This window comes from Pseudomonas sp. GM60 (assembly GCF_000282415.1).
Lineage (GTDB): Bacteria > Pseudomonadota > Gammaproteobacteria > Pseudomonadales > Pseudomonadaceae > Aquipseudomonas > Aquipseudomonas migulae.
Genome location: NZ_AKJI01000049.1, coordinates 1 through 18,151, shown reverse-complemented (window position 1 = coordinate 18,151; position 18,151 = coordinate 1). Strand labels below are relative to the sequence as shown.

16 protein-coding genes and 1 pseudogene are annotated in these 18,151 nt (G+C 57.9%); 12 read left to right on the top strand and 5 right to left on the bottom strand.

What is annotated here, in order from left to right:
- Window positions 1–14 precede the first annotated feature (14 nt).
- Genes PMI32_RS16250 through PMI32_RS16280 form a run of 8 tightly spaced genes read left to right on the top strand, consistent with a single transcriptional unit; the run spans window position 15 to window position 10,157 of the window.
- Complete coding sequence (locus PMI32_RS16250) at window positions 15–1,223, top strand: glycosyltransferase family 4 protein (protein ID WP_008028749.1); 1,209 nt, start codon at window positions 15–17, stop codon at window positions 1,221–1,223.
- A 55-nt stretch (window positions 1,224–1,278) separates the two neighbouring features.
- On the top strand, window positions 1,279–2,628 hold the full coding sequence (locus PMI32_RS0128825; RefSeq protein WP_008028747.1) for a hypothetical protein: 1,350 nt from the start codon (window positions 1,279–1,281) through the stop codon (window positions 2,626–2,628).
- Complete coding sequence (locus tag PMI32_RS16255) at window positions 2,625–4,106, top strand: oligosaccharide flippase family protein (RefSeq protein WP_008028745.1); 1,482 nt, start codon at window positions 2,625–2,627, stop codon at window positions 4,104–4,106. Before PMI32_RS0128825 ends, PMI32_RS16255 begins: the two co-directional genes overlap by 4 nt.
- A 25-nt stretch (window positions 4,107–4,131) precedes the next feature.
- Window positions 4,132–4,989, top strand: a complete 858-nt coding sequence (locus PMI32_RS16260) for a dTDP-4-dehydrorhamnose reductase family protein (RefSeq protein WP_008028741.1) — start codon at window positions 4,132–4,134, stop codon at window positions 4,987–4,989.
- An 18-nt stretch (window positions 4,990–5,007) separates the two neighbouring features.
- Complete coding sequence (locus PMI32_RS16265) at window positions 5,008–6,018, top strand: polysaccharide biosynthesis protein (RefSeq protein WP_008028739.1); 1,011 nt, start codon at window positions 5,008–5,010, stop codon at window positions 6,016–6,018.
- Window positions 6,011–7,138 carry a non-hydrolyzing UDP-N-acetylglucosamine 2-epimerase gene (wecB, locus tag PMI32_RS16270; RefSeq protein WP_008028737.1) on the top strand — a complete coding sequence of 376 codons (1,128 nt, stop codon included), beginning with the start codon at window positions 6,011–6,013 and terminating at the stop codon, window positions 7,136–7,138. Before PMI32_RS16265 ends, wecB begins: the two co-directional genes overlap by 8 nt.
- Window positions 7,139–7,145: 7 nt before the next feature.
- Window positions 7,146–8,102, top strand: coding sequence for a UDP-glucose 4-epimerase family protein (locus tag PMI32_RS16275; RefSeq protein WP_008028735.1), 957 nt, complete (start codon window positions 7,146–7,148; stop codon window positions 8,100–8,102).
- 57 nt (window positions 8,103–8,159) lie between these two features.
- On the top strand, window positions 8,160–10,157 hold the full coding sequence (locus PMI32_RS16280) for a polysaccharide biosynthesis protein (protein WP_008028734.1): 1,998 nt from the start codon (window positions 8,160–8,162) through the stop codon (window positions 10,155–10,157).
- Between the two features lie 56 nt (window positions 10,158–10,213).
- Here the strand turns inward: PMI32_RS16280 and PMI32_RS16285 are convergent, their stop codons facing one another.
- From PMI32_RS16285 to PMI32_RS16300, 4 genes are all read right to left on the bottom strand, one after another.
- Window positions 10,214–11,512 carry an NAD(P)/FAD-dependent oxidoreductase gene (locus tag PMI32_RS16285; protein ID WP_008028732.1) on the bottom strand — a complete coding sequence of 433 codons (1,299 nt, stop codon included), beginning with the start codon at window positions 11,510–11,512 and terminating at the stop codon, window positions 10,214–10,216.
- Between the two features lie 60 nt (window positions 11,513–11,572).
- Window positions 11,573–11,746, bottom strand: a complete 174-nt coding sequence (locus tag PMI32_RS16290) for a DUF3094 domain-containing protein (protein WP_008028730.1) — start codon at window positions 11,744–11,746, stop codon at window positions 11,573–11,575.
- Window positions 11,747–11,814: 68 nt separating this feature from the next.
- A complete protein-coding gene (locus PMI32_RS16295; protein WP_008028728.1) occupies window positions 11,815–12,342 on the bottom strand; it encodes an MOSC domain-containing protein in 528 nt (175 codons plus the stop codon).
- Window positions 12,339–12,965 (bottom strand): DUF1780 domain-containing protein, encoded by a 627-nt coding sequence (locus PMI32_RS16300; RefSeq protein ID WP_032828736.1) that lies wholly within the window; start codon window positions 12,963–12,965, stop codon window positions 12,339–12,341. Before PMI32_RS16300 ends, PMI32_RS16295 begins: the two co-directional genes overlap by 4 nt.
- 234 nt (window positions 12,966–13,199) lie before the next feature.
- On the opposite strand from PMI32_RS16300, the gene PMI32_RS16305 reads away from it, so the two are divergent.
- The 4 genes and pseudogenes from PMI32_RS16305 to PMI32_RS31085 all read left to right on the top strand — a co-directional run.
- Window positions 13,200–14,567 carry an aromatic acid/H+ symport family MFS transporter gene (locus PMI32_RS16305; RefSeq protein ID WP_008028725.1) on the top strand — a complete coding sequence of 456 codons (1,368 nt, stop codon included), beginning with the start codon at window positions 13,200–13,202 and terminating at the stop codon, window positions 14,565–14,567.
- Window positions 14,564–15,769: a benzoate/H(+) symporter BenE family transporter gene (locus PMI32_RS16310; protein WP_008028723.1), complete on the top strand. Its 1,206-nt coding sequence runs from the start codon at window positions 14,564–14,566 to the stop codon at window positions 15,767–15,769. Before PMI32_RS16305 ends, PMI32_RS16310 begins: the two co-directional genes overlap by 4 nt.
- A 17-nt stretch (window positions 15,770–15,786) precedes the next feature.
- A complete protein-coding gene (locus PMI32_RS16315) occupies window positions 15,787–17,055 on the top strand; it encodes an OprD family porin (protein ID WP_008028721.1) in 1,269 nt (422 codons plus the stop codon).
- A 242-nt stretch (window positions 17,056–17,297) separates the two neighbouring features.
- Window positions 17,298–17,699: pseudogene (locus PMI32_RS31085) on the top strand (methyl-accepting chemotaxis protein); the annotation flags it as partial.
- Window positions 17,700–17,708: 9 nt separating this feature from the next.
- On the opposite strand, the gene PMI32_RS16325 reads toward PMI32_RS31085, so the two are convergent.
- A complete protein-coding gene (locus tag PMI32_RS16325; RefSeq protein WP_008028718.1) occupies window positions 17,709–17,948 on the bottom strand; it encodes a DUF2790 domain-containing protein in 240 nt (79 codons plus the stop codon).
- Window positions 17,949–18,151 lie beyond the last annotated feature (203 nt).

Here is an 18,151-nt window from a genome sequence, read left to right as displayed (position 1 = left end):
TCCCCTGATTACCTATGAAGATTCTCGTTCTCTCCCAATACTTTTGGCCCGAAAGTTTTATTATCAACGACATTGTGCGCACCCTCGATGAGCAGGGGCATGAAGTCGTCGTGGCTACTGGCAAGCCTAACTATCCGGATGGCAAGATTTTTGATGGCTACAGCGCGAGAGGGACGCAGTACGAGCGATATCTCGGGAAGATTGATGTGCTTCGAGTACCGCTCTGGCCGCGTGGGGAAGGCGGGGCGAAAAACCTGATACTCAATTACCTGTCGTTTGTCCTGGCTGGCTTGCTGTTTTTGCCCTGGATGCTGCGCAAGCGAGAGTTTGACGCGATTCTGGTTTTCGCTCCGTCGCCTGTCTTGCAGGCCATTCCGGCGATTCCACTGAAGTGGCTGAAGAAGGCAAAGCTTGCTTTGTGGGTTCAGGATCTGTGGCCGGAAAGCCTCAAGGCCACTGGCTTTATCCACAATCCTCATGCACTCAGGGCGGTGGGGTGGCTGGTAAAAGGCATCTATCGCTGCTGCGATATCTTGTTGGTGCAGTCGCGTGCCTTTTTTGAACCGGTTTCGCGCTACGCTGATCGTGAGAAAATCGTTTACTACCCCAACTCCATGGATGCCAATTCGCCTGTGGATTTGGTGCCTGTTCCCGCTGAACTTAGCGAACTGCTGGACCAGTATTTTTGCGTGGTTTTTGCCGGCAATCTGGGGACTGCGCAGGCTTTGGATACCCTCGTGGAGGCCGCCGGTCACTTGCGTGATGATCCGCAGATCCGACTGGTTCTGGTTGGAAGCGGAAGCCGCCTGGCGTGGCTCAAGTCACAACAGCAGGCCCTTGGTTTGAATAACCTCATTCTGGCCGGACGCTTTGCGCCGCAAGCGATGCCGCAAATTTTTGAAAAGTCATCTGCATTGCTTGTTTCGCTCAACGATAACGAAGCTTTTGCACAAACGGTGCCGAGCAAGATTCAGGCGTATCTGGCCGCGGGTCGACCGATTCTTGCCAGTATCAATGGGGAGGGCGCACGGGTTGTCTTAGAGGCCGGCGCGGGTTTGGCGTCGGCGGCCGAGCAGGCTTTGCCTCTGGTGGAAAACATTCGTCGCCTGCAGGCGCTCAGTGCCGCCGAGCGTGAGGCCATGGGGAAATCGGGTCGAGACTATTTTGACGTGAATTTTGATATGCCGTCCCAAGTGGCCAATTTGATTCGTCTATTATCATGAATGTTGTGTCGGCTTTTTGTGTTTTTTTCTTTTTAAGTGATTGGGAAGGTGTCTCTTGAGCTATTTTTCTGTGGGTATTAAAGCCCTTCCTGTTTTCTTAATTGGAATGATTTATTTCCCGGCATCATTGCTCGGGTTGGTTTTTTTTCGTGATAGAGAAGCTGTCGAGCTTCTTTTTCTGATTTTGTTGTTTTCTGTGATTTATTTTTCTTCTTATGGTTTTTTTTCGAAGATATTTTTGTCTTTGGCAAAGAAGTCATCTCGTTGGTTTAGCGTTTCTAATGCATTTTGGTATCGTCTGTCGCTTCTCGCGTTCTGTATATATGCAGCGAGTCTTGGTTATGCTGTGTATCTAGTCGATGTTGTGCCTGTAGTTGTTGCACTTAAAGGCGGTACATTGATGGAGATTGCTCAGGCTCGCGGTCAGTTTTTGGCGGGTTTGGAAGGTTATGAAAGTTTGCTTAGATATGCGGTTTTTATTTTAGGGCGTTCAGTAATGCCTCTGGTTTTGGTGGCGGCATTTGTTACCAAGTCCAAGCTGAGATATTGGCTTCTGGGGGCGTTGCTTGTGTTTTCAATGTTGTCATTGGAAAAGGCGGCGCCAGTCTTTATTTTTCTGCCGAGTATATTATATTTTTTTGTTTCGAAGCGTTGGTCGAGTGTGCTTGCTGCAGCGATTTTAATGTTAACTAGCATGGGTGTATTGACTGTTCTCGCTATGGGCGGGATTGGGGATTCGCAGTCGCGGAACGTGGCTAGGGTTGTCGAGGACCCTGCAGCCCAGCAGGTCTCCGTACCTCCAGGTATGCCGATTCAAGAAGCCATGGGGCGGCCCGGACGTTTCTTTTTGCCGGATATGATCCAAGCCAAGCTCAAGTTTGAAACCTCTCCAGTCAATCCAACTGCGGTATCGGGCAAGCTATTGATCTTGTTGAACAGAATCGTATGGATTCCCTACATAACAGCTTATGACTGGCTTGGCTTTCATCGAACAGTGCTCGATGGCGAACTTACTCTAGGCCGCTCGGTGAGTTTTATTCACCATCTTTATGGTGAGCCTAAAATGCTTGTTGAGAAAATGGTTTATGTGTATGAGTTTGGTGCCTCTCCCGGTGGTGCTGGTGCGTCCAATACCGTTTTTTTCGTAGATGCCAAACTTGCGTTTGGGTGGGTTGGGGTGGTGTTGTACTGCCTTATTTTCACATTTTGTGCGGCCTGTATATTTTCCTCTGGTAGTCGGGTCTTGATGGTGTCGAGTGTTGTTTGTTTCTTTGTTGCGTCAGTGAGTTCACTGACCGCTACGCTTCTCAGTGGCGGACTCTTTATATATGTGGTGTTGGCTTTTCTACTTTTTGAAAGGCACGCCGCCTCGCCCGCTATTAGTAAAACTGGTGGTGATAAATGAAGCCAGGCATGGCGGTGTCTACATTAAAGACTGCCGTTGGGCAATTCTTCGGTCTGTTACTGGGGGCGGTTGCCGTCAAGTTGTTGGCTGTGTTGGCGGGGCCTGCCGGCGTCGGGCTGTACTCGGTTTTGCGGCATTTGCAGCAAATGCTTTCGTCGGTAGCGTCGATAGGTGGACAGAACGCGGTTGTTCAGGGCTTGAGCAGTCATCAGGGCGTGGCCAGGCAGCAGTTCTTTTTGTCGTCCTTCTATGTGTTTGTTCTGGCGAGTCTTTTACTTTCGGCAGCCATATTGATTTCCGCGGATTTTATTGCCGCCTGGATTTTTGCAGGTGAGCATGCTTCTGCTATTCGCTGGCTGGTCATCCCTATAGTTCTCGGGGCACTGCTGTTCTTCTTTCGAGGCGTGCTGACTGCTGAAATGCAGTTCGGTGCACTGAGCATCGTCACCATGCTGACAGGCCTGGGGGCTGCCCTCGTCGCACTGCCGGTCGGGTTGGTCTACGCTCGCGGATACCCCAATATCATGGTTCTGCTGCTTGCCGGCGGGCCTCTACTCGGATTGCTTGCAGCGTTCATCTTCGTGCGCCGTCAGGGATACTTTCAAGGTTTGACGGCGGTTGCGCCAAGTGGTGCTACCTGGAACGCCACCGTGCGGTTTTTGCGAGTAGCGTTGCCTTCATTACTGTCATTGTTCCTGACGCTTGGCAGCGTTTTGATCGTGCGTAGTTACATTGTGCGGCTCTACGGGCTGGAAGGCGCGGGGCAGTTCGATGCGGCCTGGAGCATCAGTGCCATGTATCTGGCCCTGTTCCTTACGTCATTACAGAGTTATCTGTTGCCGGAACTCAGCCAGGTAGGCACTGGCGCTGAAATGCGTTCGGCGTTAGCCAAGGCGTTTCATTTTTCGCTATTGATTTCCTTGCCGCTGATCACCGGTCTGGTGGTCATGAAGCCACTGATTGTTTCTGTGCTGTTCAGTCATGAGTTTCTCCCCTCTCTAAACGTACTGCGCTGGGTCCTCATAGGCGATTTTGTCAGGGTCTTGGGCTGGGTTATTTCAACGGCACTGGTAGCGCGAGCGGATATGAAGGGCTTCGCGCTGGCCGAGGGCCTTTGGAGTATCATTTTCATGTCGATGTCGCTTTTGCTGTTATCGCATGGGCTGGAGTGGGTCGGCTTCGCGTACCTGGTGAGTTATGTGTTTTACCTTGCATTCCTGACGTGGCGTCTGTGGACGTGTCATGGCGTGTCGTTGGAGGGAAGAAGGCTTTTGTACTGGTTGGGTGGATTTTTACTGGTCGCCCTTTCCGCTTGGCTTTGCTGGAACGATCGGGAACTCTATTCCTGGCATTTCACGCTGATCTTGCCGGCAGTACTGTTCAGTTTCTTGATCATGCGCTCTGACGAGCGACTCTTCGCTCGGCAATTGCTGGCGCGCTTGAGGCTTAGATTGGCTGGTTTTTCGGGACGCCGTTAAGTCCGCCCGACGTTTAAGGATAACTATGAAGATTTTGATTCTGGGTGTAACCGGCATGCTCGGCAGCGCCGTGTTTCGAGCGTTCTCTGCCGATGCCGAACATGAAACATGGGGCACCGTGCGCAGTGGCGCTGCGCTGCGGCACTTTGCGCCGCAAAGCCAGGAGCGTCTGCTCAGTGGCGTGGATGTACTCGATCAGGACGCGCTCGTCGCGGTTTTGGCGAAAGTGCGCCCGGACGTCGTCATCAACTGTGTCGGGCTGATCAAGCAACTCGCCGACGCGAAGGACCCCCTGTCTGCGCTGCCGATCAACGCCATGTTGCCGCACCGACTCGCGCGGCTGTGCGCCTTGAGTGGCGCCCGGCTGATCCATATCAGCACCGATTGCGTCTTCTCGGGAAGCAAGGGCGGCTACCTGGAAAGCGATCTGTCGGATGCCGAAGATCTGTATGGCAAGTCCAAGTACATCGGCGAACTGCACGATCAGCCCAACGCGATCACCCTGCGCACCTCGATCATCGGGCACGAGTTGAGCTCCAATCACTCGCTGGTCGATTGGTTTCTGGCGCAGGAGGGCAGCGTTAAAGGTTTTTCCCGGGCTATTTTCTCCGGGTTGCCCACCGCTGAGCTGGCCCGTGTCATGAAAGACTTCGTCCTGCCGCACCCGGAGCTCAATGGCCTGTATCATGTCGCCGCAGAACCGATTGCCAAGCTGGACCTGTTGACCCTGATTGCCAGCCAATACGGCAAGTCCATCGAGATCCGCCCGGACTCGGCACTGGTGATCGATCGGTCGCTCAACAGCGAACGCTTCACTCAGGCTACTGGATACAAAGCCCCAACCTGGTCTCGGCTCATCGAGCTGATGCACGCCACTCGCTAACGAATTCGGAAGGTTTACATGTTCGACGACAAGGTATTGATGATCACCGGTGGCACCGGTTCTTTCGGTCATACGGTCCTCAAGCGTTTTCTCAATACCGCTGTGCGCGAGATTCGCATCTTCAGTCGTGACGAGAAGAAGCAGGAAGACATGCGCATCGCCCTGGCCAATGACAAGGTCAAGTTCTACATCGGTGATGTTCGCGATTACGACAGCTTGCGTCAGGCGATGGTCGGGGTGGATTACATCTTCCACGCAGCGGCGCTGAAGCAGGTTCCGTCCTGCGAGTTCTATCCGATGGAAGCGGTGCGCACCAACGTGCTGGGTACTGAGAACGTGCTCAATGCCGCCATCGCCAGCGGTGTGCAGCGGGTTGTGGTATTGAGCACCGACAAGGCGGTCTATCCGATCAACGCCATGGGTATCTCCAAGGCCATGTCCGAGAAGTTGATGGTCGCCAAGTCGCGCATGATCCCGGCCGATGGCCCGGTCATTTGCGCGACCCGTTATGGCAACGTCATGGCCTCGCGCGGTTCGGTGATTCCTTTGTTCGTTGACCAGCTTCGCACGGGTGGTGCGCTGACGGTGACCGACCCGGAAATGACGCGCTTCCTCATGTCGCTTGAAGATTCGGTTGATCTGGTTCTGCATGCGTTCGAGCACGGCCAGCAAGGCGATTTGTTCGTCCAGAAAGCCCCGGCCTCGACAGTCGGCGATCTGGCCGAAGCGCTCAAGCAACTGTTCGGCAAGAAAAACGATGTCAAGGTGATCGGTACTCGCCATGGCGAGAAACTGTACGAGTCGCTGGTTTCCCGCGAGGAAATGGCCAAGGCCGAGGACATGGGGCGTTACTACCGGATTCCGGCGGACAACCGTGACCTGAACTACAACAAGTACTTTGTCGAGGGCGAGGAGCGTATATCCGAGTTCGACGACTACACCTCGCACAATACAGAGCGCCTGGATGTAAAGGGTATCAAGGAACTGTTGCTGAAACTCGATTACATCAAGGAGCAACTCGATGCTTAAGGTCATGACGCTGGTCGGTACACGTCCCGAGCTGATCAAGATGAGCCGGGTCATCGCCGAACTGGATCGCCAGGTTAATCATGTCCTGGTGCACTCCGGGCAGAACTACGATTACGAGCTCAATCAGGTGTTCTTCGATGACCTGGAAATCCGCAAGCCGGATCATTTCCTCGGTGCTGCCGGCGATACGGCCGCCAAGACCATCGCCGAAGTCATCGCCAAGTCGGATGAAATCTTCGAACTGGAAAAGCCTGATGCGTTGCTGCTGTACGGCGACACCAATACTTGCCTTGCAGTGATCTCCGCCAAACGGCGCAAGATCCCGGTGTTCCACATGGAGGCGGGTAACCGCTGCTTCGATCAGCGGGTGCCTGAAGAACTGAACCGCAAGGTGTTGGATCACCTCAGTGACATCAACATGGTGCTGACCGAGCATGCTCGCCGTTACCTGATCGCCGAGGGTATTCGCCCTGAAACGATCATCAAGACCGGCTCGCACATGCAGGAAGTGCTCGAGTACTACATGCCCAAGATCGAGCAGTCCGATGTGCTGGCACGCAGCGGCCTCGAACAGGACAAGTTCTTTATTGTCAGCGCCCACCGCGAAGAAAACGTCGACACGCCGGATAACCTGCGCGATCTGCTGGATACCTTGCGGGCCCTGGCCGATCACTATGGTTTCCCGGTGATCGTTTCGACTCATCCGCGCACGCGCAAGCGTCTGGAAGCCTTGGGCGAATCGCTCGATCACCCGTTGATCCAGTTCGTCAAACCTTTCGGTTTGCTGGACTACATCAAACTGCAGATGTCGGCGTTCTGTGTGCTTTCCGACAGCGGCACCATTACCGAGGAAGCCTCACTGCTGAACCTGCCAGCCGTCACCCTGCGCAATGCCCATGAGCGTCCCGAGGGGATGGATGAAGGAACATTGATCATGAGCGGCCTGAAGCGCGAATCCGTGATGGATGCGGTGCGGGTGGTCACCAGCCAGCATTCTCGCGAGCAGCGCAAGGTGCCACTGGTGCCGGATTATCAGGGCGGACCGGTTTCGCTGCAGGTGGTTCGCGTGGTGCTGAGTTACACCGATTACATCAATCGCACGGTGTGGAGCAAGGCTTGAGCCCACTATGATGCGAGTCCTTTTGACGGGGGCCAGCGGTTTTGTCGGGGCCGCGGTCCAGGCTCATCTGCTGGATGACCCACAGTTTGCCCTGCGTTCTGCCTATCGACAGGCTCCGGTACACGTGCCGGCCGGCCTGCAGGTGTGTCAGGTGTCCGGGCTTGAGCCTGGCACCGATTGGCAGGTGCCACTTGAGGGCATTGAGGTGGTGATCCACTGTGCTGCCCGCGTTCATGTCATGAACGAGAACGAAGCCGATCCGCTGGCCGCTTTTCGGCGGGCCAATGTGCAGGGGACGTTACGTCTGGCGGAACAGGCAGCCCGGTCCGGGGTTCGGCGATTCATCTACCTGAGTTCGATCAAGGTCAACGGTGAAGGCACGCTGCCTGGCCACCCTTACTCGGCAGATGACCAGCCTGCTCCGCTGGATCCCTATGGCGTCTCCAAGCTCGAAGCCGAGCAAGGATTGCAGGCGCTGGCGGCGAAAACCGGAATGGAAGTGGTGATCATTCGCCCGGTTCTGGTCTACGGTCCGGGGGTCAAGGCCAACTTCCGCAGCATGATGGGCTGGCTCAATAGAGGCGTGCCATTGCCGCTGGGGGCCATTACCAACAAGCGCAGTCTGGTGGCGCTGGACAATCTGGTCGACCTGATCGTGACCTGCATTCATCATCCCGCCGCTGCGAATCAGGTATTCCTGGTGAGTGACGATGAGGACCTGTCCACCAGCGAACTGTTGCGACGCATGGCCCGGGCGTTGGGCCGGCCGGCGCGCTTGCTGCCCTTGCCGATGTGGCTATTGAGCGGCACCGCGCAGCTTCTTGGGAAAAAAGCCCTGTCCCAGCGTCTTTGCGGGTCGCTGCAGGTCGATATCGAAAAAACCAAAGCGTTGCTCGAATGGACCCCGGCGATCGGTGTGGACGGGGCGTTGGCAAAGACTGCGAAAGACTTCCTGGAGCCGTAAGTGTGAGAGGAAGCGGATGGATTGCAAACAGGAAGTCGAGCGAAGGAAAATTGTGTAATGCGTGAGCGTTTATTGGGCCTGCCGCGTAGTTACAAGCGCGTTTTGCAGTTGCTGGCCGACATTGTGCTGGTCTGGGTTGCGCTCTGGCTGGCGTTTGTCGTGCGTCTCGGGATTGAGCGTCCGGTGGACCCTTTCGGGGATTATGCCTGGCTGTTCGCGGCCGCGCCGGTCATCGCGGTGCCCATCTTCGTTCGCCTCGGCCTGTATCGTGCGGTGATGCGTTACTTCGGTAATGACGCCCTGCTCAGTATTTTCAAGGCCGTGACCCTGTCGGCGCTGCTGTTGACGGTCTATGTCTATTTGTATCGCCCTGAGGTCCTGGTGCCGCGCTCGCTGATCATCAATTACTGGTGGTTGAGCTTGTTGATGGTCGGTGGCCTGCGTTTGTTCATGCGCCAGTATTTTCTCGGCAACTGGTTTCTCGCCGGGCAGCATGTCCCTTTCTTGCGCCAGGACGATGACGCCACCAAGGTCGCCATTTATGGTGGCGGGGCGGCGGGTAATCAGTTGGTGGCGGCACTGCGCATGGGCAAGGCAATGCGTCCGGTCGCCTTTATCGACGATGACAAAGGCATTGCGAACCGGGTGATCGCAGGGCTCAAGGTCTATTCGTTTTCGGGTATTGAAAGGCTGATCGAAGACACCGGGGCAACCGAAGTATTGCTGGCCATCCCGTCGGCGTCGCGGGCCAGACGTCGCGATATCCTGGCGGCGCTTGAGTCTTACCCGGTGCATGTGCGGACGATCCCGGATTTCATGGACCTGGCCAGTGGCCGGGTCAGTGTCAGTGATCTGCAGGAAGTCGATATCATCGACCTGCTCGGGCGAGACACGGTTGCGGCACAACAGACGCTTTTCGAGCGCTGTATCCGTGGTCAGGTCGTCATGGTGACGGGCGCTGGTGGTTCCATCGGTTCGGAACTGTGTCGGCAAATCCTCACCAGCAAACCAACGGCGCTGGTCCTGTTCGAACACAGTGAATTCAACCTCTACAGCATCCAGAGCGAGCTGGAGAAGTTGATTTACAGTGAGGGGCTGAACGTCGAGCTGGTGCCGATCCTCGGTTCGATTCGCAACAGTGAGCGTTTGCTGGATGTGATGCGCACCTGGAGCGTGAAAACGGTCTATCACGCCGCGGCCTATAAACATGTGCCGATCGTCGAACACAACGTTGCCGAAGGCGTGCTGAACAATGTCTTCGGGACCTTGCAGACCGCGCAGGCGGCCGTGCAGGCAGGCGTTGAGCATTTCGTGCTGATCTCCACCGACAAGGCCGTGCGGCCGACCAATGTCATGGGATGCACCAAGCGCCTGGCCGAGATGACGCTGCAGGCCCTCAGCCGTGAATCCCATCCGCTGTTGCTGGGTGAGCACTTCAAGACGCCTTGCACCAACGGGACCCGGTTCACCATGGTGCGATTCGGCAATGTGCTGGGTTCGTCCGGTTCGGTGATCCCGCTGTTTCGCGAGCAAATCAAGAATGGTGGGCCGATCACGGTCACCCATCCGAACATGACGCGCTATTTCATGACCATTCCCGAGGCCGCGCAACTGGTGATCCAGGCAGGCTCCATGGGGCAGGGTGGTGACGTGTTCGTGCTCGACATGGGGCAACCGGTGAAGATCGCCGACCTGGCGGAAAAGATGGTCCACCTGTCCGGCCTTTCCCTGCGTAGCGAAGAGCGGCCCCACGGGGACATTGCAATCGAGTTCACCGGGCTGCGCCGTGGCGAAAAGCTCTATGAGGAGTTGTTGATCGGTGACAACGTGTCCCCAACCGAACACTCGATGATCATGCGCGCCGACGAGGAACATCTGCCGTGGGAGGACTTCAAGGTGGCGATTTCGGCGCTGCTGAAGGCTGTCGCAGAGGATGACTATGTGCAGGTTCGAACGTTGCTGGGCGATACGGTCAACGGCTACGTACCCGAGTGTCAGATTGTCGATCTGATCCATCAGCGCCGTCAGGAGTCAGGCAGTCACGACAGCGTTTGACTGAGTACGGATGCTGAATGGCCGCCCCCACGCTTGGCGTAGGGGCGGCCATTTACTCAGTGCAGCTTCAGGCGCGGCTCAGTCCCGCGACCAATCTTGCTGCCCAGCATCAACATCGCCGTACGGAACGCGCCATACAGCGCCATCTGGTGCATGCGGTACAGCGACACATAAAACATCCGCGCCAGCCAACCCTCGAGCATCACGCTGCCGGTCAGGTTGCCCATCAAGTTACCCACAGCCGAAAAACGCGACAGCGAAATCAACGAACCGTAGTCGGTGTACTTATACACAGGCAGCGGCTTGCCTTCGATCCGCAGTTTCAGCGATTTGGCCAGCAACGACGCCTGCTGATGTGCAGCCTGGGCGCGCGGCGGCACATTGCGATCGGTGCCCGGTTGCGGGCAGGCCGCGCAGTCACCGAAGGCGAAGATGTTTTCGTCGCGGGTGGTTTGCAGGGTCGGCAGCACTTGCAGCTGATTGATGCGGTTGGTTTCCAGACCGTCGATGTCTTTGAGGAAACCCGGCGCGCGAATCCCGGCGGCCCAGACTTTCAGGCTGGCGTTGATCACTTTGCCGTCGGTGGTGATCAGGCTGTCGGCGGTCACTTCGCTAACGGCTGCGTTGGTCATGACATTGACCCCGAGTTTCTCCAGGGTTTTATGCACAGGCCCGCCAATGCGTTCCGGCAATGCTGGCAGCACCCGTGGACCGGCTTCGATCAAGGTGATGTGCATGTTCTCCGGTTTGATCCGGTCCAGACCGTAAGCTGCCAGTTCATGCGCGGCGTTGTGCAGTTCGGCGGCCAGCTCGACGCCCGTGGCACCGGCGCCGACAATCGCGACGCTGATCCGCTGCACCACATCCGTCTGCCCGGCGTGCGCGCGCAAATAGTGGTTGAGTAGTTGCTGGTGGAAACGCTCGGCCTGTTTGCGTGTGTCGAGGAACAGGCAATGTTGCGCCGCGCCCTGGGTGCCGAAATCGTTGGTGGTGCTGCCGACGGCGATTACCAGCGAGTCGTACGGCACTTCACGCGCCGGCACCAGTTCCAGGCCAGCTTCGTCATAGGTGGCGGCCAGCTGGATTTTCTTCTGTGCCCGATCAAGCCCGCTCATGCGCCCCAGCTGGAACTCGAAGTGGTTCCATTTTGCCTGGGCAACATAGTTGAGTTCGTCTTCGGAAGAGTTCAGGGAACCGGCTGCCACTTCATGCAACAGCGGTTTCCAGATGTGGGTCAGGTTCGCGTCGACCAGCATCACACTGGCCGTGCCGCGTTTGCCCAGAGTCTTACCCAGACGGGTAGCCAACTCCAGACCGCCGGCGCCGCCGCCAACGATGACAATACGATGAGTCATGGGGATATCTCGCAAGGCTAAAAGAAATCGGTGCAATTACCCGAGCGAGCGCGATGCAGCTCATAGCGTCAGGTAACTGATAAATCGGCTCAACAGGCCCAGGCCAATAGTCACTGCCAGCACCACCACCAGGAGCATCCACGGCCGGAAAGGCCGGCGCTCGACTCGGTGCTGGGACAGGTGCAGGTACTCTTCGACATGCTTTTGGTCGTCGGGGTTCAGGCGGCTGGTCATATCGGGCCTCGTCAGGGGTAGACGTTGCTGAATGTGGGGAAGCTACATGCGGGCGGCGGCGTAACACATCAGCCCGCATTGAACGGAGCATAGCCGCTCGCTGGAACAGGCTCGACGCTGACCGTATCGTCCAGGCGAATGATTCCACTTTGTAACACTCGTGCGGTGATTCCGCCATGTCCGCGAACGGCCTGAAAGGTGCCAGGGCCGAGGTTGTTTTGCAGGCGCGCGCAGGGCTGACACCAACCGGTGGTTTCGAAAATCGCCTGGCCGATTTTGAAACGGCGACCCTTGAGGCTGAACAGGTTGATCCCACTGATAACGAGATTGCGCCGCAAATCATTAGGCAACAGCGGATTATCTTCCGAGCGGCCCATCAGCGAGTTGATCACCGCCAGATGCTCCCACTGAATCAGCGTCACCTGCCGCGCATTGCGCACACCGGGACGGGCGCGATCGCCGGTCAGCCCGGCCTCGAGTCGCGCCTCCACGGCCTCTAGTTCGATCATGGGCACGTGTGGCTGCGGGCGCACGCCGATCCAGCGTACGCGGCCGGTTTGCGGGACTTCAGCGATCAGTTCCTGCAATGGACTCACAGGCTGATCCCGACATCGAAGACGATGCTGCGGCCGAGGTTGCTGCGCAGGAAATCCGGAGCGTCGGGATGCGCAAATAAAACACGGGCGAAGGTCGGACCCACCAGCGACAACGAGCGCCAGCCCTGACGCAAGTATTCGGTGGGCGGCGGGAAATGGCTGTTGAGGTCGAGCACTTCGCGCTTGAGGCTGGCGAAGGCGATGATGTCCAGCTCGCCCAGGTCCATGCCGCGCTCTTTGTAGTTGTGCGCTTTTTTGCGCAAGGTCGGCGCCAGTCTCAGCAGGAATTCATTGGCCGGAATGCGCCTAGGTTTGGCTTCGCGACGCACCAGCGAACTCAGCGAAAACGCACTGCGTCGGCGTTGTAGTTCATCGCGCCACTCATCGTTGAGACGCCGGCCTTCATCGAGCACGAAAAACACTTCGAAGTTCGCCTCGCGAAACAGCACGTCCGGCGGCTCCCCGGCGGGCGCGAATTCGTCGGTGCGGTAAGGAATGTTCAGCCCTTGCAGCAGGCGCTGGCACACCCAACGCTCACGCTCCCATTTGCGGGCATTGGAAAGAAACGCGTTGGCTTGCTCGGCCGCAATGGTCAGCAGGCGTAAATAATCTGAGTCATCCATAGGCCCAAGCTTAGCGTTCAAATGCGTTCGCAAAGAAGACAGTTTGTCGGAGAAGAGCAAAAGCCTGTCACGCCATTGCCCCATCCCCCCCCCGTTTCAGGGCCCTGCACAAAACGGATAGCGATCTGCGCAAAGCGGATATTGCCTCGCGCCTGGCAGCTTTACCCTCGGCTTTACGGGACGTTAGCCGCTTTACCGACGTTCTGAATAAAACAACAACAAGAGATGAATGCCATGCGCAAGATCGACGTACATGAGGTTATCGACAACGCTCGATTCAACCGCTTCCACTGGATGGTGCTGTTCTGGTGTGCCCTGATCATCATTTTCGACGGTTACGATCTGGTGATTTACGGCGTGGTGTTGCCGATGCTGATGAAGGAGTGGGGGCTCAGTCCCTTGCAGGCCGGCGCGCTGGGAAGTTACGCATTGTTTGGAATGATGTTCGGCGCGCTGTTTTTCGGCCCGCTCTCGGACAAGATCGGCCGCAAGAAAGCCATCACGATCTGCGTGATGCTCTTCAGCGGTTTTACCGTGCTCAACGGTTTTGCCCGCAACCCCACCGAGTTCGGCCTGTGCCGGTTCATCGCCGGCCTGGGCATTGGCGGGGTGATGCCTAACGTCGTGGCGCTGATGAACGAGTACGCGCCGAAGAAAATCCGCAGTACGCTGGTGGCGATCATGTTCAGCGGCTACTCCGTGGGCGGCATGCTCTCGGCGGGACTGGGCATCGTGCTGATCCCGAGCTTCGGCTGGCAGTCGGTGTTTTACGTCGCGGTGCTGCCGTTGGTGTTGTTGCCGCTGATCATGTACTTCCTGCCCGAGTCGGTGGGTTTCATGCTGCGTCAGGGACGCAATGAAGAGGCGCGCGCCATTCTTCAACGGGTCGATCCGGCGTACGTCGCGCAGTCCGGTGATCAACTGCACATGAGCGAAGTGAAGGGCACCGGCACCCCCGTGCTGCAACTGTTTCGCGAAGGGCGCGCACTGCGCACGCTGATGTTGTGGCTGGCGTTTTTCTGCTGCTTGTTGATGGTTTACGCCTTGAGTTCCTGGCTGCCGAAACTGATGGCCAACGCCGGTTACAGCCTGGGTTCGAGCCTGTCGTTCCTGCTGGTGCTCAACTTCGGCGCCATTTTCGGCGCGGTCGGTGGCGGCGTGCTGGGCGACAAACTTAACCTGCCGCGAGTGTTGGCGGTGTTCTTCGCCGTGGCCGCCGTGTCGATCACCTTGCTCGGTTTCAACAGCCCGATGCCGCTGCTGTACCTGCTGATCGCCATCGCCGGCGCCACCACCATCGGTTCGCAGATTCTGTTGTACGCCTGCGCCGCGCAGTTCTACTCCATGACCATTCGCTCCACCGGTCTGGGCTGGGCCTCGGGCATCGGACGCAACGGTGCGATTGTCGGGCCGCTGCTGGGTGGTGCCTTGCTCGGGATCAGCCTGCCGCTGCAACTCAACTTCATGGCGTTTGCCTTGCCCGGCGCGGTGGCCGCGATTGCCATGACCGTGTTTGCGATCAGCAGTCAGCGCAGTCACAGGCAAGCGCTGTCGGGCCTGCGCAACGGTTCGCCAGACGGGTCTGTCGGCGAAGCTTCATGAAAACGTTTGTCCGGGATTTTTCCCTGTCGGCGGCCGTCGCCGGATTTATCGCCACGGTGATTTCCTATGCCGGCCCGTTGGTGATTATTTTCCAGGCGGCCGAGACCGCACACCTGTCGCGGGAAGTGTTGTCGTCGTGGGTCTGGGCGATTTCCATCGGCAGTGCGGTGCTCGGTATCGGTTTGAGCCTGCGTTACCGCGTGCCGGTGATCATCGCGTGGTCGGCGCCCGGCTCGGCATTGTTGGTGGCGCTGTTGCCGGGGATCTCGATGCCGGAGGCGGTGGGCGCGTACCTGGTCAGCAGCCTGATCATTTTCCTGGTCGGGGTGTCGGGGGCGTTTGACCGGATCATCGGCAAACTGCCGGCGGCTGTTGCGGCGGCGATGCTGGCGGGGATTCTGTTCAGTTTCGGCACCGGGTTGTTTGTCTCGTTGCAGGGCAAACCGTTGCTGGTGCTGGCGATGTTTGCCACGTACCTGATCTGCAAACGGCTGATGCCGCGTTATGCGGTGGTGATGGTGCTGCTGGTGGGCTGCTCGGTGGCGTTTCTCGGCGGTGATTTGCACAGCGAAGCGCTGGTGATCGGGTTGGCCACGCCGGTGTGGATCACGCCCGTGTTCAGCCTGAGCGCGACGCTGAACATTGCCTTGCCGCTGGTGATGGTCGCGCTGACCGGCCAGTTCGTGCCCGGCATGGCGGTGCTGCGGGCCAGCGGTTACGCGACGCCGTCCGGCCCGATCATCGCCAGCAGTGCGTTGGGCACGGCGCTGTTGGCACCGTTCGGTTGCCACGGGCTGAATCTGGCGGCGATCACCGCAGCCATTTGTACCGGTCGCGAGGCCCATGAAAATCCCGGCAAGCGCTACGTGGCCGGGGTGGTCGGTGGGCTGTGTTACCTGCTGCTGGGCATCTTCGGCGCCACCCTGGTTTCGCTGTTTTCGGCGTTCCCCAAAGAGCTGATCGCGGCGCTGGCCGGGCTGGCGCTGTTCGCCGCGATTGCCGGGGCACTGGCCGGCGCAATGGCGGTGCCGAGTGATCGCGAAGCCGCGCTGGTGACCTTTCTCACCACCGCTTCGGGCATGTCGTTGTTGGGTTTGTCCGCGGCTTTTTGGGGACTGATTTTCGGCATGGTCACCCATGTGTTGTTAAACGCCCGTCGCGAAAGCGCGGCGGCTGAAGCACTTCCAACTGTCGATCAATAAAAATAAGAGAAAAAACGATGAATCAGATTCTTCCAACAACCGGTTCCGTGTTGTCCATGGCGCTCGTCTCGGGTTTCTCCACCGGTGCGATGGCGGCAGAGGGCGGCTTTATCGAAGACACCACGGCCACCTTGCAGGCACGCAATTACTACTTCAGCCGGGACTTCTCCGACATCGTCGGGGCGAACAAACAATCGAAGGCCGAAGAGTGGGCGCAGGGCTTCATCCTTAACGTCAAATCCGGCTACACCCAGGGCCCCTTCGGGTTTGGTGTGGATGTGATCGGCCTGCTCGGCCTGAAACTCGACAGCAGCCCGGATCGGGTCAATACCGGTTTGCTGCCGGTCAAGGATGACGGGCGCGCGGCAGATGATTACAGCCGTCTCGAAGCGGCGCTGAAGGTGCGGTACTCCAAAACCGAGCTGAAGGTCGGGGAGTTGCAACCCAATCTGCCGGTGCTGGCGTTCAGCGATATCCGTCTGCTGCCGCCCAGCTATCAAGGTGCAAGCATCAGCTCCAGTGAGATCAATGGCCTGACTTTGCAAGGCGGTCACTTGAACACGACCAGCCTGCGCAACGAGGCGGGCGACGAAAAAATGCAGGCCATGCTCGGCCACGTGCCGCAGCGCCAGGTCAGCAGTGATGGCTTCAACTTTGCCGGCGCCGATTACGCCTTCAACGATAAACGCAGCTCGGTCAGCGCCTGGTTCGGGCAACTGGAAGATATCTACAACCAGCGTTTTCTCGGTCTCAAGCACAGCCAGCCGATGGGCGACTGGACCCTGGGCGCCAACCTTGGTTATTACGATTCGCGCGAAGACGGCAAGAAGCTGTTGGGCAACATCGATAACCAGGCGTTCTTCTCGCTGCTGTCGGCCAAGCGCGGTGGTCACACGTTTTATGTCGGTTATCAGGGGATGTTCGGTGACAGCGCATTCCCGCGTGTCTTCGCCAACATCTCGCCGCTGGGCAACGAAGTGCCGACCTACGAGTTTGCCTTTACCGACGAACGCTCCTGGCAGGCGCGTTACGACTACGACTTCGCCGCCCTCGGTGTGCCGGGGCTGACCAGCACCGTGCGTTACATTTCCGGTAATAACGTCGACACAGGGCAAGGGTTCGAGGGCAAGGATCGCGAGCGTGATCTCGACCTCGGCTACGTGCTGCAAAACGGCAGCCTCAAAGGCCTCGGGATTCGCGTGCGCAACGTGATGGCCCGTTCCAACTACCGCAGTGACATAGACGAAAACCGCCTGATCCTCAGTTACACCTGGACGCTGCTATGACCATTGAAAAAGAACAACCGCCTTACAACATCGGCTTGCAGGTCAAGCTGGAGCAATTGACCGAGTCGGTGCTGCAAACCGAGGAAGACATGCGCTTTGCCAATCAACTGGCGCGCACGGCCGGCGATCGGGTCAAGGCGAGTGCGCAGAGCATGCAGTCTTCGGCCAGTGTGCTGGAGGATCTGAATCTCTACATGCAGCGTCTGGATCAGGTGTTCGATGAGCTCGGCAGTCAGTCGATGCGCATCGGCGCGATTGTCGGCAGCATCCAGGACATCGCCCGTCAGACCAATTTGCTGGCGCTCAACGCGGCAATCGAGGCGGCGAGGGCGGGCAGTCATGGCCGAGGGTTTGCGGTGGTCGCCGATGAGGTGCGCAATCTCTCGCGTCAGGCCGCGGACTCCAGTGCGCAGATCCGGCAAATCGCCACGGGGCTGGAACAGTCGGCGGAGCATGCACGCCAGGGGATTCAGCAGTTATCCGGCTCCACCCGTCTGGGGCTGGAAAAGGCTGGAGTGGCTTTGCATTCGATGGGGGAATTGCAAAGCGGTGCGGTGGCCAGGGTCGAGGTGGTCGAGCGGATCATGGCGCGTTTGGCCGGCCTGCATGATTTGGCGTTGCAGGCGAAACGGCTGATCGTGTGATGCCTGGTGTTACAGGTTGCTTGTGCAGTTGCCCATGACTTGGTAGGTCACGCGATGGGTCTGGCCCTGATGGTCGATGTAGACCATGGTTGCCGGCACGACGTCGCACGCGGTTGCGGTGTCGGTCACGGAAACCACCTTGGCGATGTCCAGCGGTTGCGCCGGGTCGTACGGGGTGGCAGCGGGTTCGCTGGCGGCCATGGCTGAGGTGGCGATCAGGGTCAGAAACAGGGTGCTCAGGGTTTTCATTTTTGTGCGCTCGGTGTTGGTTTTGATGCTTGAAGTTTAGTCCTTGGTGGTGATGGATAAAGGGGGCTGGGGCTGATTCAGCTTTGCAGGAAACGTAACAATGGGGGGCATATCCGTTTATGGGTTTATGGCTGCTATTGGTTTCGCCCTTACGGCGAGTCACTTTGGAAAAGCCCCAAAGTAACCAAAGGGCTCTTGCCCCT

What these genes read in the sequence shown, in the direction of transcription:
- PMI32_RS16250 (WP_008028749.1), top strand. Translation starts at nt 15, where the DNA reads ATGAAGATTCTCGTTCTCTCCCAATACTTTTGGCCCGAAAGTTTTATT.
- PMI32_RS16255 (WP_008028745.1), top strand. Translation starts at nt 2,625, where the DNA reads ATGAAGCCAGGCATGGCGGTGTCTACATTAAAGACTGCCGTTGGGCAA.
- PMI32_RS16260 (WP_008028741.1), top strand. Translation starts at nt 4,132, where the DNA reads ATGAAGATTTTGATTCTGGGTGTAACCGGCATGCTCGGCAGCGCCGTG.
- PMI32_RS16265 (WP_008028739.1), top strand. Translation starts at nt 5,008, where the DNA reads ATGTTCGACGACAAGGTATTGATGATCACCGGTGGCACCGGTTCTTTC.
- wecB (WP_008028737.1), top strand. Translation starts at nt 6,011, where the DNA reads ATGCTTAAGGTCATGACGCTGGTCGGTACACGTCCCGAGCTGATCAAG.
- PMI32_RS16275 (WP_008028735.1), top strand. Translation starts at nt 7,146, where the DNA reads ATGATGCGAGTCCTTTTGACGGGGGCCAGCGGTTTTGTCGGGGCCGCG.
- PMI32_RS16280 (WP_008028734.1), top strand. Translation starts at nt 8,160, where the DNA reads ATGCGTGAGCGTTTATTGGGCCTGCCGCGTAGTTACAAGCGCGTTTTG.
- PMI32_RS16285 (WP_008028732.1), bottom strand. Translation starts at nt 11,512, where the DNA reads ATGACTCATCGTATTGTCATCGTTGGCGGCGGCGCCGGCGGTCTGGAG.
- PMI32_RS16290 (WP_008028730.1), bottom strand. Translation starts at nt 11,746, where the DNA reads ATGACCAGCCGCCTGAACCCCGACGACCAAAAGCATGTCGAAGAGTAC.
- PMI32_RS16300 (WP_032828736.1), bottom strand. Translation starts at nt 12,965, where the DNA reads ATGGATGACTCAGATTATTTACGCCTGCTGACCATTGCGGCCGAGCAA.
- PMI32_RS16305 (WP_008028725.1), top strand. Translation starts at nt 13,200, where the DNA reads ATGCGCAAGATCGACGTACATGAGGTTATCGACAACGCTCGATTCAAC.
- PMI32_RS16310 (WP_008028723.1), top strand. Translation starts at nt 14,564, where the DNA reads ATGAAAACGTTTGTCCGGGATTTTTCCCTGTCGGCGGCCGTCGCCGGA.
- PMI32_RS16315 (WP_008028721.1), top strand. Translation starts at nt 15,787, where the DNA reads ATGAATCAGATTCTTCCAACAACCGGTTCCGTGTTGTCCATGGCGCTC.
- PMI32_RS16325 (WP_008028718.1), bottom strand. Translation starts at nt 17,948, where the DNA reads ATGAAAACCCTGAGCACCCTGTTTCTGACCCTGATCGCCACCTCAGCC.